General features: G+C 68.0%; 14 protein-coding genes. 5 read left to right on the forward strand and 9 right to left on the reverse strand.

The window, feature by feature from the left end; all coding sequences use genetic code 11:
• Positions 1–3: 3 nt before the first annotated feature.
• From AC3A5Z_RS00545 to AC3A5Z_RS00575, 7 genes are all read right to left on the reverse strand, one after another.
• Complete coding sequence (locus tag AC3A5Z_RS00545; RefSeq protein WP_487517476.1) at positions 4–273, reverse strand: K+/H+ antiporter subunit F; 270 nt, start codon at positions 271–273, stop codon at positions 4–6.
• Positions 270–761, reverse strand: coding sequence for a Na+/H+ antiporter subunit E (locus tag AC3A5Z_RS00550; protein WP_487517477.1), 492 nt, complete (start codon positions 759–761; stop codon positions 270–272). Before AC3A5Z_RS00550 ends, AC3A5Z_RS00545 begins: the two co-directional genes overlap by 4 nt.
• Entirely contained in the window at positions 758–2,263 is a 1,506-nt protein-coding gene (locus AC3A5Z_RS00555) for a monovalent cation/H+ antiporter subunit D (RefSeq protein WP_487517478.1), read from the reverse strand. The genes AC3A5Z_RS00550 and AC3A5Z_RS00555 overlap by 4 nt, the downstream gene beginning before the upstream one ends.
• Entirely contained in the window at positions 2,260–2,598 is a 339-nt protein-coding gene (locus AC3A5Z_RS00560; protein ID WP_487517479.1) for a Na+/H+ antiporter subunit C, read from the reverse strand. Before AC3A5Z_RS00560 ends, AC3A5Z_RS00555 begins: the two co-directional genes overlap by 4 nt.
• Complete coding sequence (locus tag AC3A5Z_RS00565; RefSeq protein WP_487517480.1) at positions 2,598–5,438, reverse strand: monovalent cation/H+ antiporter subunit A; 2,841 nt, start codon at positions 5,436–5,438, stop codon at positions 2,598–2,600. Before AC3A5Z_RS00565 ends, AC3A5Z_RS00560 begins: the two co-directional genes overlap by 1 nt.
• A 167-nt stretch (positions 5,439–5,605) precedes the next feature.
• The gene (locus tag AC3A5Z_RS00570) at positions 5,606–6,832 is read right to left on the reverse strand and encodes an ROK family transcriptional regulator (protein WP_487517481.1); all 1,227 of its coding nucleotides are present in this window, start codon (positions 6,830–6,832) and stop codon (positions 5,606–5,608) included.
• Between the two features lie 32 nt (positions 6,833–6,864).
• Positions 6,865–7,353, reverse strand: coding sequence for an RbsD/FucU family protein (locus AC3A5Z_RS00575; protein ID WP_487517482.1), 489 nt, complete (start codon positions 7,351–7,353; stop codon positions 6,865–6,867).
• A 221-nt stretch (positions 7,354–7,574) separates the two neighbouring features.
• On the opposite strand from AC3A5Z_RS00575, the gene AC3A5Z_RS00580 reads away from it, so the two are divergent.
• From AC3A5Z_RS00580 to AC3A5Z_RS00595, 4 genes are all read left to right on the forward strand, one after another.
• Complete coding sequence (locus AC3A5Z_RS00580) at positions 7,575–8,588, forward strand: sugar ABC transporter substrate-binding protein (RefSeq protein ID WP_444668554.1); 1,014 nt, start codon at positions 7,575–7,577, stop codon at positions 8,586–8,588.
• A 125-nt stretch (positions 8,589–8,713) separates the two neighbouring features.
• Positions 8,714–9,787, forward strand: coding sequence for an ABC transporter permease (locus AC3A5Z_RS00585; RefSeq protein ID WP_444667911.1), 1,074 nt, complete (start codon positions 8,714–8,716; stop codon positions 9,785–9,787).
• The gene (locus AC3A5Z_RS00590) at positions 9,784–10,566 is read left to right on the forward strand and encodes an ATP-binding cassette domain-containing protein (RefSeq protein WP_136791083.1); all 783 of its coding nucleotides are present in this window, start codon (positions 9,784–9,786) and stop codon (positions 10,564–10,566) included. The genes AC3A5Z_RS00585 and AC3A5Z_RS00590 overlap by 4 nt, the downstream gene beginning before the upstream one ends.
• Entirely contained in the window at positions 10,563–11,171 is a 609-nt protein-coding gene (locus AC3A5Z_RS00595) for a nucleoside/nucleotide kinase family protein (protein WP_107663857.1), read from the forward strand. Before AC3A5Z_RS00590 ends, AC3A5Z_RS00595 begins: the two co-directional genes overlap by 4 nt.
• Here AC3A5Z_RS00595 and AC3A5Z_RS00600 read toward each other — a convergent pair whose 3' ends face one another.
• Positions 11,172–12,095 carry a DMT family transporter gene (locus tag AC3A5Z_RS00600; protein ID WP_487517483.1) on the reverse strand — a complete coding sequence of 308 codons (924 nt, stop codon included), beginning with the start codon at positions 12,093–12,095 and terminating at the stop codon, positions 11,172–11,174.
• A 133-nt stretch (positions 12,096–12,228) separates the two neighbouring features.
• Here AC3A5Z_RS00600 and ade point away from each other — a divergent pair, with 133 nt between their 5' ends.
• A complete protein-coding gene (gene ade / locus AC3A5Z_RS00605; protein WP_487517484.1) occupies positions 12,229–13,926 on the forward strand; it encodes an adenine deaminase in 1,698 nt (565 codons plus the stop codon).
• 66 nt (positions 13,927–13,992) lie between these two features.
• On the opposite strand, the gene AC3A5Z_RS00610 is transcribed toward ade, so the two are convergent.
• On the reverse strand, positions 13,993–14,247 hold the full coding sequence (locus AC3A5Z_RS00610) for a YMGG-like glycine zipper-containing protein (RefSeq protein WP_487517485.1): 255 nt from the start codon (positions 14,245–14,247) through the stop codon (positions 13,993–13,995).
• Between the last annotated feature and the right edge of the window lie 118 nt (positions 14,248–14,365).

A 14,365-nucleotide genomic window follows, 5' to 3' on the forward strand; every position in this document is an offset into this window, starting at 1 on the left:
GCCTCATTCGATGATGTAGCCGCGCAGCATGAACTTGCAGTAGGCGACGGTGGACACGAAGCCGGTCATGGCAAAGAGCAGCGCCGCCTCGAAGTTGACGCCGGTGCCCTGGCGGATGCCGTAGAGCACGAGGAGCGCGATCATGTTGATGACCATGGTGTCGAGCGCCAGCACCCGGTCGGGCACGCCCGGGGCGCGCACGATGCGCCAGAGGTTGAACAGCAGCGCCACCCCGAAGCAGGAGAAGGCGAACATCAGCGCGAAGTCGATCATTGGAAGATCCTCTTCAGACGGGATTCGTAGCGGGTCTTGATGTCGTCACGCACCGCATCGGGATCGGGCGCGTGCAGGCAGTGGACCAGAAGCGAGCGACCGCAGGCCGAGATGTCGGCGGTGACGGTGCCCGGCGTGAGGGTGATGGTGCCGGCGAGGAGCGTGATCGCCTCGGGCGAGCGCAGCTCGATCGGGATGGCGATCCAGGCGGGCTGAAGCTCGGAGTTGGGCTTGAAGAGCACGATCTTGGCCACGACGATATTGGCCACGATGATGTCCCAGATCACCAGGAGGATATAGCCGATGATGGCGGGCAGGTTGCGCACCACCATGCGGTTCGGCCAGTAGACCGAGGTCAGGAAGGGGATGATCGTGGCGAGGATCGCCGCGAAGACCATGCTGCCGAGGCTGTAGCCGTTGACCAGCAGCAGCCAGACCACGAAGAGCGTGGCGCTGAGATAGGGGTGGGGATAGAGGCGGCGCATCACGGCAGCTCCGACAGGCGGTTGGCGGTGATATAGGCGGCGCCGTCCTGCAGCTCGATCGCGGTGGCCTGCATGTAGGCGGTGACCGGCCCGGCGAAGACGGTCAGCGCGACCAGACCGGCGAGCAGCGCGAAGATCGCGGTGAGGGCGAGGGGCTGCGCGGCGGCAGGCTCGGCCTCGGACGGGCTTGCGTGGGATTTCCAGAACAAGAGGCTGCCCGCGCGGGAGAAGCCGACGATGATGATGAGCGAGGTCACGAGGACGACGGGCCAGACCAGCATCATCCGGTCGCGCAGCGCGTCGAGGATCAGGAGCTTGCCGAGGAAGCCCGAGAGCGGCGGCATGCCCGCGAGCGCGATGGCCGCGGCGAAGAACAGCGCGGCGGCGAGCCCCTGCCCGGCGAAGGGCGGGGTGGGCATGCGGAGCGAGTCGCCGCCGCGGCGGGCGGTGACCAGATCGGCGATGAGGAACATCGCCCCGGTCGCGAGGGTGGAGTGGATGAGGTAGTAGAGCGCCGCCGCCGTCGTCTCGGGCGAGAAGCCGGAGAGGGCGGTGAAGAGCGTGCCCATCGAGGCGATGACGGCGAAGGCCACGAGCCGCGGCAGGGTGACGGCGCCGAGCACGCCGAGCGCGCCGATCACCAGCGTCACCAGGGCAGCGGGCAGCAGCAGGTCACCGAAGAGCGCGCCGGTGGCCGGCGTGTCGGGCGGGAAGACCAATGCGTAGAGCCGCAGCGTGGCATAGGCGCCGACCTTGGTCATCACCGCAAAGAGCGCGGCGACCGGGCCGGGGGCATGGGCATAGGTGGCGGGGAGCCAGAAATGCAGCGGCACCAGTGCGCCCTTGATGGCGAAGACCATCAGGAGCAGCACCCCGGCGACGCGGATCAGCCCGGCATCGCCCTCGGGCAGAGCCGCGACCCTCACCGCGAGGTCGGCCATGTTCAGCGTGCCGGTGACGGAGTAGATCGTCGCGAGGCCGAAGAGGAAGAGGGTGGAGCCGACGAGGTTGTAGGCCACGTATTGCACCCCGGCACGGATCCGCTCGCGCCCGCCGCCGTGGATCATCAGCCCGTAGCTGGCGATCAGCAGCACTTCGAAGAAAACGAAGAGGTTGAAGGCGTCCCCGGTCAGGAAGGCGCCGCAGATGCCCATCAACTGGAACTGGAACAGGGCGTGGAAATGCTTGCCGCGCGCGTCCCAGCCGGTGCCGACCGCGTAGAGCTGCACCATCAGCGCGAGGAAGGCGGTGAGCGCCAGCATGATCGCCGCCAGCCGGTCGAGCACCAGCACGATGCCGAAGGGGGCGGGCCAGTTGCCGAGGAAATAGACCTCGGGCGGGTTGACCGAAGCGGTGTAGAGCAGCCCGCCGGAGATCACGAGCAGCGCCACCGTGCCGGCGAGGCCGAAGACCCGCTGCAGCACGAGGTCGTGCCGCATGCCCAGGACGATCAGCGGGGCGAGCAGGGCGGGCAGGACGACGGGGGCAATGATCCAGTGGTTCACCGGCTGTCCCCCTCGTCATCCATGTCGATCCGGTCGTCGCCGGTCTCGAGGAAGGCGCCCAGAGCCATCATCACGATGACGGCGGTCATGCCGAAGGAGATGACGATGGCGGTCAGCACCAGCGCCTGCGTCAGGGGATCGGTGTAGCCGGGAGCGGTGTAGGACAGCACCGGCGGCAGGCCGATGGCGAGGCGTCCGCTGGCGAAGATGAAGACGTTCACCGCATAGGAGAGCAGCGCCAGCCCGAGGATGACGGGGAAGGTGCGCAGACGCAGGATCAGATAGACCCCGGCTGCGGTCAGGGTGCCGACGGCGGTGGCGACCAGAAACTCCATCAGCGGACCTCCCCGTCGGGAAGATCGGTGTCATAGGGGGCGGTGTTCACTTTTTCTCCGGCACGAAGCGCGATGCGCGAGATCGAGGCCAGCGCCAGCATGACGGCGCCGAGCACGGTGAGGAAGACGCCGGTGTCGAAGATCATCGCCGTCGCCAGTTCGAACGGGGCGAGGGGCGGCAGGGTGACATAGCCGAAGTCGGAGGTGAGGAAGGGCGTGCCGGTGAACCAGGCGCCGACTCCGGCGGCCCCGGCGATCAGCACGCCGCTGGCGATCAGCGCGTGGTATTCGACGCGCTGCCGCGCCTCGGCCCAGGCGAAGCCCGAGGCCATGTATTGCATGACGAGCGCGATGGCGACGACGAGACCGGCGATGAAGCCGCCGCCCGGCTGGTTGTGGCCGCGCAGGAAGATGTAGACGCCGACCATGATCGCCACCGGCAGCACCATGCGGGTGGCGACGACGAGCATCAGCGGATGGCGGTCGCCCGCGTCGCGCTGATCCTGCGCCCAGTTGCGCAGCCGGTCGTTGGCCGGGCCGGCGCGCAGGATGGCTTCGGTCAGGGCGAAGATCACGAGGGCGGCGATGCCCAGCACGGTGATCTCGCCGAAGGTGTCGTAGCCGCGGAAGTCCACCAGGATGACGTTCACCACGTTGGTGCCGCCGCCCTCGGTCTTGGCGTTCTCGAGGTGGTAGGCGGCGATGCTGGGGAAGGCGAAGTCGCGCAGCATCAGCGCATAGATCAGCGCGGCGGAGCCGAGACCGGCGGCGACCGCGATCGCCCCGTCGCGGGTGCGGCGCAGGCGGCCGCTTTCGAAGGGTGTGGTCTTGGGCAGGAAGTTCAACGCCAGGAGCAGCAGGATGACGGTCACGACCTCGACCGAGATCTGGGTCAGCGCGAGGTCGGGGGCGGCGAGATAGGCAAAGCCCACCGAGACGATCAGCCCGATGATGCCCACCAGCACCAGCGCCAGGAGGCGGTTGCGGTGGAAGCTGACGATGGCAGCGGTGGCGGTGATCAGCAGCACCCAGCCGATGAAGGGCACGATCTCCACCGGGGTTTCGGGGCGCTGGCCGACGCTGTGGCTGCCGCCGAAGAAGGCGAAGGCGCCGGTGGCGACGATGGCGAGGGTGGCAATGGCGAGGTAGCGGGTGAGCGCGCCGTCATGCAGCGCCCGGGTGAAGCCGCGCGACAGGGCGGCGATCGGCTCCACGATGCCGTCGAAGATGCGCTTGGCCTCGGGGCGCGGGGTGGCGAGCCAGAGCCGGTTCAGCGGTCCATGCAGCAGGACGAGGGCGAGACCGCCGAGGATGGCCGTGACCGACATCCAGAGCGCAGGCGTGAAGCCGTGCCAGTGGTAGATGTTGACCGCGACGGCCTCGCCGGTGACGGCGGTGGCGGCGGCATCGACCAGCCAGGCGGCGGTGGCCATCGGGAAGAGGCCGATCAGCACCACGAGCAGGGTGAGGAAGGCCGGGGCGCCCCAGAGGCCGGGGCCGGGATCATGCGGGTGGTCGAGCTTGGCGCGCGGCTCGCCCAGGAAGGTGTGGCCGAGGAAGCGGAAGCTGTAGGCGACCGAGAAGAGCGCGCCGATGGTGGCGAGGACCGGCAGCAGCCAAGGGATGCCCGCCCAGACGGTATGCGAGGCTTCCTCCAGCATCATCTCCTTGGAGAGGAAGCCGTTCAGCGGCGGGATGCCCGCCATCGACAGCGCGGCGATGGTGCTGATGGCGAAGGTGATCGGCATGGCCTTGCGCAACCCGCCCAGCAGCTTCAGGTCGCGGGTGTGGGTCGAGTGGTCGACGATGCCCGCCACCATGAAGAGCGCGGCCTTGAAAGTGGCGTGGTTGATGATGTGGAACACCGCGACCGTCGCTGCCGCCTTGGTGCCGAAGCCCAGCAGCATGGTGATGAGGCCCAGATGCGACACGGTGGAGAAGGCGAGGAGCGCCTTCAGATCGTCCTTGAAGAGCGCGATCTTGGCGGCGATCACCATGGTCACGAGGCCGGTCGTCGCCACGATGAAAAACCATTCCGGCGTGCCCGCCAGCACCGGCCAGAGCCGGGCCATCAGGAAGAGCCCGGCCTTCACCATGGTGGCCGAGTGCAGGTAGGCCGAGACCGGGGTGGGGGCGGCCATGGCGTGCGGCAGCCAGAAGTGGAACGGGAACTGCGCCGATTTGGTGAAGGCGCCGAGCAGGATCAGGATCAGCGCGGGCAGATACCAGTCGGAGGCCTGGATCGCGTCCTTGTTCTGCAGGATCACGCTGAGGTCGTAGCTGCCGACGATCTGGCCGAGGATCAGCATGCCGGCGATCATGGCGAGCCCGCCCATGCCGGTGACGGTCAGCGCCATGCGCGCGCCCTGACGGCCCTCGGGCAGGTGCTTCCAGTAGCCGATGAGAAGGAAGGAGGAGAGCGAGGTCAGCTCCCAGAACACCAGCAGAAGCAGGATGTTGTCGGACAGAACGATGCCGACCATCGCGCCCTGGAACAGCATGAGATAGCTGTAGAACTGGCCCATCGGGTCGCGCCGGTCGAGGTAGAAGCGGGCGTAGAGGGTGATGAGCAGGCCGATGCCGAGGATCATCCCGGCGAAGAGCAGGCCGAGCCCGTCTAGGAAGAAATTCACGTTCAGCCCGAGCGTGGGCAGCCATTCCATGCGGGTGTGGATCACCTCGCCGCGCAGCACGGCGGGGGCGTGCAGGGCCAGCATCACCAGCGCCAGAGTGGTCATCGCGCCTGCCGAGAGCGCACAGGCGTTGCGCCCGGAGCGGATCATCAGCCCGGGCAGGAACGCACCCAGAAACGGCAAGGCAACAATCAGGGCTAGGGACATGCGGCGGAGATTTCCATTCGTTCCGAGGGGCCGTGTGCGGTCGCGACGGGACCTGGCGTGGCAGGTGGCGCACTTTGGGCAATGCAGCCCCCGCAAGTCAAGGCAAGCGGGATAGGATTTCCGTGAGCATGTCGTTTTTTGACTTCGGCTGCGGGGGCTTCGCGGGCTCAGCCCTCACGGCCTGCCGCGTTCTGGTCGATGAGATAGCGCTGCGACAGCGGGATCGCGGCGGCTCCCAGCGAGCGGGCCTGCGGGCCGATCGTGCCCTCGCGGATCAGCGGCGGGTCGATGCCGGCGAGGTCCAGCCGGTGCAGCGCCTCGGAGGTGCGGCGGACGATCTCGGCGCGGATGGGCTGCGGCATCCAGCCGTCGATCATCACGGTGCCCATCTCCACCAGCGCCGCGGCGCTGAGCGTGGCGCTGGCGAGGCCGGCCGCGGCGGAGTCGAGCCAGTCGGAGAGGATGGGCTCGCTGACCTGCCAGTGGTCGGGGGATTCCCAGAGGTGGTCGGAGGGCTCGCCTGCCTCCCTCATGCGCTCGGCGAGGCTGGACATCGAGGCGACGGTGAGCAGGCGCCGCATCTGGCCGTCGGGGCCGGGGACGGGCATCGGGCCGACGCCCGCCGCATTGCCGGTGCGCCCGGTGAAGAGCTGGCCGTTCAGCACCAGCCCGCCGCCGATGAAATAGGCGAAGTAGAAGTAGAGGAAATCCTTGGGTCGGTCGCCGGTGCCGAAGACGAGTTCCGCGCCGCAGGCGGCGGTGGCGTCGTTCTGGACATAGACCGGCATGCCGGAGAGCGCCGCCAGTTCGGCCTGGATGTCGCGGTGGCGCCAGGCGTCCATCTCGGCCTGCGGAGCGCCGACGAATTGCACCCAGCTCCAGAGCTGGAAGGGCATGGCGACGCCGAGCCCGCCGACCCGGGCGCGCTTGCTGGCGGGCAGGCCGGCGAGGACGGCGGGCAGCGCCTCGGCCATGAAGCCCATCACCGCGTCGGGGGTCGGGTAGCGGTAGGTGCGGCGGCGGGCCGTCACCTCCTGCCCGAGGAAGTCGATCAGGGTCAGATCGACCGAGCGGCGGCCGATCTTCAGCCCGAGGAAATAGGCGCCCTCCGCCGCCAGCGACATCGGCACCGAGGGCTGGCCGATGCGGCCGCGGATCGGCTCGCCGCGCTGCAGGAGCCCGTCGGATTCGAGCGCGCGCATGATGACGGAGACGGTCTGGGCCGAGAGCCCGGTGATCCGGGCGATGTCGGATTTCGCCAAGGCGCCGTGCTGGCGCAAGAGGGTCAGGACGAGCTTTTCGTTATGCGCCCGCATGCCGCTCTGGTTCGAGCCGCGCACGCCGCTGCCTTCGGGCGGCGGGCGGTCCATGGCGGTCTCCTGGTCTTGCGGCACGGTCTTGGGCTCCATCGGCGGGACTGTGGCAGCTAATGCGCTTCGGGGGGCGGGACAACACCCTTGCGCAGGATCACGTTGGCGAAGAGCGCGGGTTCGCTGGTGGCGACGATGCTATGGGCGGCGCGGATGCGCGGGTAGAGCGCCTCGCCCGACAGCGGCGTGACGGCGAAGCCGGGCTGGCGGCTGTGGCAGGTGGCCTCGATCCGGTCGTGGATCGGGGCGCGCTGGGCCGGGTCGTTGTTCAGCGCGGCGCGGAAGATGGCGGCGGGTGAGGCGGTATCGAGCGGCAGCACCTGCAGGATGGCGTCGAGGAGGGCGAGGATGCCGTGGCCATCGGCGCGCAGCAACCGCTGGGCATGGGCCTCGGCGGGGTAGTTGCCGTCGACGAGGGCGATCTCGTCGCCGTGCCCCATGGCGCGCAGGCTGCGCAACAGGTCCGGCCCCAGAATGGGTGGAATACCGATCAGCATCGCGCCTTCACCGGGCCGGGTGACGCGGCTGTGCCGCGGCCAGGCCACCGCCTCCCTTCGCTGCGGGACTCTCCGGCAGCGCTCCTGTGAGGCAGAGTGCGCAGGACATGGCGGGCTGTCAATAATAAATCAGAGTGATTTAATTATCTTGACGCAAGCCGGGGAATCAGTTTCTGTATCGGCATCGCAGCGGGAGGAACGCTTGCGGAGTTTGAGTGCGAAACGGCGGGCGAACGTCCCGTCACCTGGGAGGACTTCACGTGACCAAGATGAAAACGACCCTGTTCATGGGGGCGGCCGCGCTTGCGATGATGGCGGCTCCGGCGATGGCGCAGAGCGTCTCGGCCTGCCTGATCACCAAGACCGACACCAACCCCTTCTTCGTGAAGATGAAGGAAGGCGCCTCGGCCAAGGCCGCCGAGCTGGGCATCGACCTGAAGACCTATGCCGGCAAGATCGACGGCGACCATGAATCGCAGGTCGCGGCCATCGAGGCCTGCGTGGCCGACGGCGCCAAGGGCATTCTTCTGACCGCCTCGGACACCAAGGCGATCGTCGATGCGGTGCAGCAGGCGCGCGACGCGGGCATTCTGGTGATCGCGCTGGACACCCCGCTCGACCCGATCGACGCGGCGGATGCGACCTTCGCCACCGACAACTTCAAGGCGGGAGAGCTGATCGGCCAGTGGGCGAAAGCCTCGATGGGCGACGAGGCGGCCAATGCCAAGATCGCGATGCTCGACCTGTCGATCTCGCAGCCTTCGGTGGACGTGCTGCGCGATCAGGGCTTCCTGACCGGCTTCGGCATCGACACAGTGGATGTGGCCAAATGGGGCGACGAGACCGACGAGCGCATCGTCGGCAACGAAGTCACCTCGGGCAACGAGGAGGGCGGGCTGAAGGCGATGGAGGCGCTGCTGGCCAAGGACCCGGAGATCAACCTGGTCTACACGATCAACGAGCCCTCGGCGGCGGGCGCCTACGAGGCGCTGAAGGCCATCGGCCGCGAGGGCGACGTGATGATCGTGTCGGTGGACGGCGGCTGCCCCGGCGTGGCCGATGTGAAGGACGGCGTGATCGGCGCGACGTCGCAGCAGTATCCGCTGCAGATGGCGTCGCTGGGCGTCGAGGCCATCGCCAAGTTCGCGGCGGATGGCACGAAGCCCATGCCGACCGAGGGCAAGGACTTCTTCGACACCGGCGTGGCGCTGATCACCGACAAGCCGGTGGACGGCGTGGAGTCGATCGACACCACCAAGGGCACCGAACTCTGCTGGGGCTGATCCCGGACCGGAGGCGCCGCAGCGGTTGCGGCGCCTGACAGCAGACGAGCGGAGGGCGGCGCGCGATGCCGCCCTTTTCACAAGCGCCGCAGCGGGAGCCCGGCGCATACGGGAGGATCACCGGAATGGCAGCCGATGCACGTCAGGCGACGGGTTTCGAGGAGGGGCTGAAGGGCGCCTCGGAAAAGGTGGCAGAGTTTCAAGAGAGCAAGAGCCCGCTGAAACGCATCCAGCACTGGCTGCACCAGACGCCTTCGGCAGTGCCGATGATCGTGCTGGTGGCGGCGCTGATCGTCTTCGGGCTTCTGTCGGACAATTTCTTCAAGGCGGCGACGCTGTCGACCATCCTGCAGCAGATCGCCATCGTCGGCATCCTCGGCTGCGCGCAGACCGTGGTGATCCTGACCGCGGGCATCGACCTGTCGGTCGGGGCCATCGCGGTGTTCTCCTCGGTGCTGATGGGGCAGATGAGCTTCCGCTATGGCATTCCCGCCGAGCTGTCGATCCTGATCGGGCTGGTGCTGGGGACCGGGATGGGGGCGATCAACGGCATCCTCATTGCCTTCCTGAAGCTGCCGCCCTTCATCGTGACGCTGGGGACATGGCAGGTGCTGCTGGCCTCGAACTTCATCTATTCGGCGAACGAGACGATCCGCAGCGCCGATGTGAAGGAGAGCGCGCCCGCGCTGCAGCTCTGGGGGCTGTCGATCCAGCCGGGCGGGGTGCGGGTGCTGTTCGCGGTGTTCCTGCTGATCGTGCTGGTGGCGATCATGGCCTACGTCTTGCGCCAGACGGCCTGGGGGCGGCATGTCTATGCGGTGGGGGATGACCCCGAGGCGGCGGCGCTGGCCGGGGTGAAGACCCGGGCGGTTCTGGTGCAGGTCTACGCGCTGGCCGGGTTCTTCTGCGCCATCGCCGGCTGGGTGATGATCGGCCGCTTCGGCTCGGTCTCGCCCACGGCCTCGACCGGGCAGCTGGGCAACATCCAGTCGATCACCGCGGTGGTGATCGGGGGGATCTCGCTCTTCGGCGGGCGGGGGTCGATCGTCGGCATGTTCTTCGGCGCGCTGATCGTCGGCGTGTTCGAGATGGGGCTGCGGCTGGTCGGGACCGACCCGCAATGGACCTTCTTCCTCATCGGTGTGCTCATCATCTTCGCCGTCGGCGTCGACCAGTGGATCAGAAAGGCTGCAGCATGACCCGCGAACCGATCCTGAAGGGCCGCAACCTCGTCAAGCGCTATGGCAAGGTGACCGCGCTCGACCATTGCGACTTCGACCTCTATCCCGGCGAGATCCTTGCCGTCATCGGCGACAACGGGGCGGGGAAATCGACGCTGATCAAGGCGGTGTCGGGGGCGGTGGTGCCCGACGAGGGCGACATCTTCCTCGACGGCAAGAAGATCAACTTCACCTCGCCCATCGATGCGCGGGCGGCGGGGATCGAGACGGTCTATCAGACGCTGGCGATGTCGCCCGCGCTGTCGATCGCCGACAACATGTTCATGGGGCGCGAGCTGCGCAAGCCGGGCTTCATGGGCAAGGTGATGCGCCAGCTCGACCGCCCGGCGATGGAGAAATTCGCCCGGGCCAAGCTGAACGAGCTGGGGCTGATGACGATCCAGAACATCAATCAGGCGGTGGAGACGCTGTCGGGCGGGCAGCGGCAGGGCGTGGCGGTGGCGCGGGCGGCGGCTTTCGGGTCGAAGGTCATCATCCTCGACGAGCCGACGGCGGCGCTGGGAGTGAAGGAAAGCCGCCGGGTGCTGGAGCTGATCCTCGACGTGCGGTCGCGGGGCATCCCGATCGTGCTGATCAGCCACAACATGCCGCATGTCTTCGAGGTGGCCGACCGGGTGCATGTGCATCGGCTGGGCAAGCGGCTTTGCATCATTGACCCGAAGCGCCATTCGATGTCGGATGCGGTGGCCTACATGACCGGCGCCAAGGTGCCCGAGGATATGAACGAGTTCGCATGACACCAGACGATCTTGCCGAGGCGATCCGGCACCGGGCCGAGGGGCAGGGGCGGTTCATCACCGCCCTTGCCGGGCCTCCAGGCGCCGGGAAATCCACGCTGGCCGCGGCGGTGGTCGCCGCGCTGGGCGAGGGCGCGCGGGTGGTGCCGATGGACGGGTTCCATTACGATGACGCGGTGCTGGTGAAGCGCGGGCTCAGGCATGTGAAGGGCTCGCCCGAGACCTTCGACGTGCAGGGCTTTCTGGTGCTGATGGAGCGGCTGCGCGAGGGCGGCGAGATCGCCATCCCGGTCTTCGACCGCGGCATGGAGCTGGCGCGGGCCGCGGCGGATGTGGTGACGGACGAGGACCGGTTTCTGGTGGTCGAGGGCAATTACCTGCTGCTCGACGAGGAGCCGTGGCGCGACCTGCTGCCCTGGTTCGACATGACGGTGTTCCTCGACGTGCCCGAGGCCGAGCTGGAGCGGCGGCTGATCCGGCGCTGGATCGACCACGGGCGCAGCCCCGAGGCGGCGCGGGACTGGGCGATGTCGAACGACATCCCGAATGCAAGGCGGGTGATCCGCGGGTCGCGCACGGCGGATGCGGTGATCCGCTGGCAGTGATCAGCCTTGCGGTGTCATCGCCTTGCGCTGGCGGGCGCGCTGGATGCCGAGGTGGCGCTCGCGCAGGATGATCATGATGCCCGCGCTCACCACCAGAGCCGCGCCGCCGAGCATTGTCCAGGTCGGGACTTCGGCGAAGACGAAATAACCGATCAGCAGGGCGAAGAGCATCGAGGCATATTCGAAGGGCGCGATGACCGAGGCATCGGCGTAGCGGTAGCTGGAGGTCAGCAGGATCTGGGCGAAGCCGCCGAGCAGGCCCGCGCCGATCAGCAGCGCGAGTTCGCGCGCGTCGGGGACTTCCCAGCCGAAGGGCAGGGTGCAGAGCGCCAGCAGCGTGCCGGTGAGCGAGAAGTAGAAGACGATGGCCGAGATCTGCTCGGTCTCGACCAGCTTGCGCACGAAGGTCTGGGCGAGGGCGGAAAAGACCGCGCCCGCCAGCACGATCATCGCGCCGAAGGCCTCGGCATGGTCGAGCATGCCGCCGGTGGCGACCGAGAGCCGGGGCGAGAGCACGATGAGCACGCCGACGAGGCCGAGCACCACCGCCGAGATGCGGAAGGCGCGGACCTGCTCGCCCAAGAACATCGCGGCGAAGATGACGACGAGCAGCGGCGCGGCATAGCCGATGGCTGTCACCTCGGGCAGCGGCAGGTAGCCGAGCCCGGCGAAGCCGCAGCCCATGGCGCAGGTTCCCATCAGCCCGCGCCAGACATGGCCCAAGGGATTGCGGGCGCGCAACCCCGTCGCCAGCTCGCGCCGCGAGGCCAGCCAGACGAGGATCACCGGCATGGCCAGCAGCGAACGGAAGAACACGGCCTCGCCCGAGGGGATGGTGTCGGCCGTCGCCTTGATCATCGAGGACATCACGATGAAGATCAGCACCGAGGCGACCTTGAGGCCGATGCCACGCAGCGGCTGCATGGGAAAATCCTTCTCCGGGCGTAAGGTTACGCAGAAGGATCATCATATTCCGGCAGGTTCAAGGGCGAATGGCCACTGGACGGCGGCGGCGCGCTGCGGTTCTGTGGTCGCCACATCCAGAGGGAGACTGCCGATGCGCCCGAACTTGTCCGACCTGATCGATCAGGGTCGCGGGGTCGCCCCCGCCGATCTGGTGCTGCGCGGCGGGCGGGTCTTCGACCTGATCACCGGCGATCTGGTCGAGGGCGACGTGGCGATCTGTGGCGAGACCATCGTCGGCGTCTTCGATCATTACGAGGGGCGCGAGGTGATCGACTGCACCGGGAAGATCCTCGTGCCGGGGTTCATCGACACGCATCTGCATATCGAAAGCTCGCTGGTGACGCCCTTCGAATTCGACCGCTGCGTCTGCCCGCGCGGCGTGACCACGGCGATCTGCGACCCGCACGAGATCGCCAATGTCTGCGGGCTGGAGGGGATCGAGTATTTCCTCGCAGCCGCGTCGCGCACGGTGATGGACATCCGGGTGCAGCTGTCCTCCTGCGTGCCCTCGACCCATATGGAGACGGCGGGGGCGCGGCTGGAGGCGGCGGATCTGGCGCCGCTGATGGATCATCCGCGGGTGATCGGGCTGGCCGAGTTCATGAACTTTCCCGGCGTGCTGATGAAGGACGAAGGCTGCCTCGCCAAGCTGGAGGCCTTCCGCGGGCGGCATATCGACGGCCATGCCCCCTTGCTGCGCGGGCGCGACCTGAACGGCTATATCGCCGCCGGCATCCGCACCGAGCATGAGGCGACGACGGCGGAGGAGGGGCTGGAGAAGCTCAGGAAGGGGATGCGGGTGCTGATCCGCGAGGGGTCGGTCTCGAAGGACCTGCACGCGCTGGCGCCGCTGCTGACCGAGCGGCAGGCGCCTTACCTGTGTTTCTGCACCGACGACCGCAACCCGCTGGACATCGCCGAGCATGGCCATCTGGATTACATGATCCGCACCGCCATCGCCCTCGGCGCGCCGCCGCTGGCGGTCTACCGCGCGGCGAGCCTGTCGGCGGCGGAGGCCTTCGGGCTGAAGGACCGCGGGCTGATCGCGCCGGGCAAGCGGGCGGATATCGCGGTGATCGACACGCTGGAGGACTGTAATGCCGCGCTGGTGCTGTCGGGCGGGGTGGTGGCGGATGACGCGGCCTTCGCGCGACGCGAGGTGATCCCGCCGGTGGCGCGGCACTCGGTGAAGGCGGGGCGGGTGGAGCCGCATCATTTCCGCTGCAGCGGCAACCGGGTGGAGACGCCGGTGATCGGCATCCTGCCGGGCAAGATCATCACCGAGCATCTGAGCTTCGAGATCAGCCCCGAGGATGGCGACAAGCGGCCCGATGTCTCGCGCGACCTGATGCGGATCGCGGTGATCGAGCGGCATGGCAAGAACGGCAACAAGGCCGCGGGATTCGTGAAGGGCTTCGGGATCCAGAAGGGGGCGATCGCCTCGACCGTGTGCCACGACCATCACAACATCGCCGTGGTGGGGGCAGATTACGCCGACATGGCGCTGGCCGCGAACCGGCTGGGCGAGATCGAGGGCGGATTCGTGGTGGTCGAGGGGGGCAGGGTGCTGGCCGAACTCGCGCTGCCGGTGGCGGGGCTGATGAGCCTCGAGCCCTTCGAGGTGGTGCGCGATGCGCTGGTGGGGCTGCGGGCGGCGGCGCGGTCGCTGGGCGTCACGCTGGAGGAGCCCTTCCTCCAGCTGGCCTTCCTCGCGCTGCCGGTGATTCCGCATCTGAAGATCACGGATCACGGCATGGTCGATGTGGACCGTTTCGAGGTCATCCCCTGACGACCTGCGGCAGGGGCCGTCGGTCGTCAGGGGAGAACCGGCGGGGAGCGTCGCCGGTGGGGATCGTCAGCAGGGGCCGTTGAAGGTCTGGCCGCGGGCGTTGCGATAGGCGCAGGTGCCGTTGCCGTTCGGGCCGATCAGCGTGCCGGCGACCGCACCGGCAGCCGCGCCGAGCGCCGCGCCCTGCAGACGGTCGTCCGAGCCGGAAACGGCAGCACCGAGCGCGGCGCCGGTCAGGGCACCTGCGGCCTGGGTCTGGTTCGAGGTTTCACAGCCGGCGAGCAGAGCGACGAGGGGCAGGGCCACAAGAATCTTTTTCATTACAAGTCTCCAAACAGATGATCTGGTTGAAAACACCTGCCGGGGCGCATCGGTTCCGTCGCGGCATCGGCTTCAGCGCGATGATGCCCAAAGCCTTGGGAAAGACCCGGAAAACACG

The organism is Cereibacter sp. Soil_C_27, from assembly GCF_057657095.1.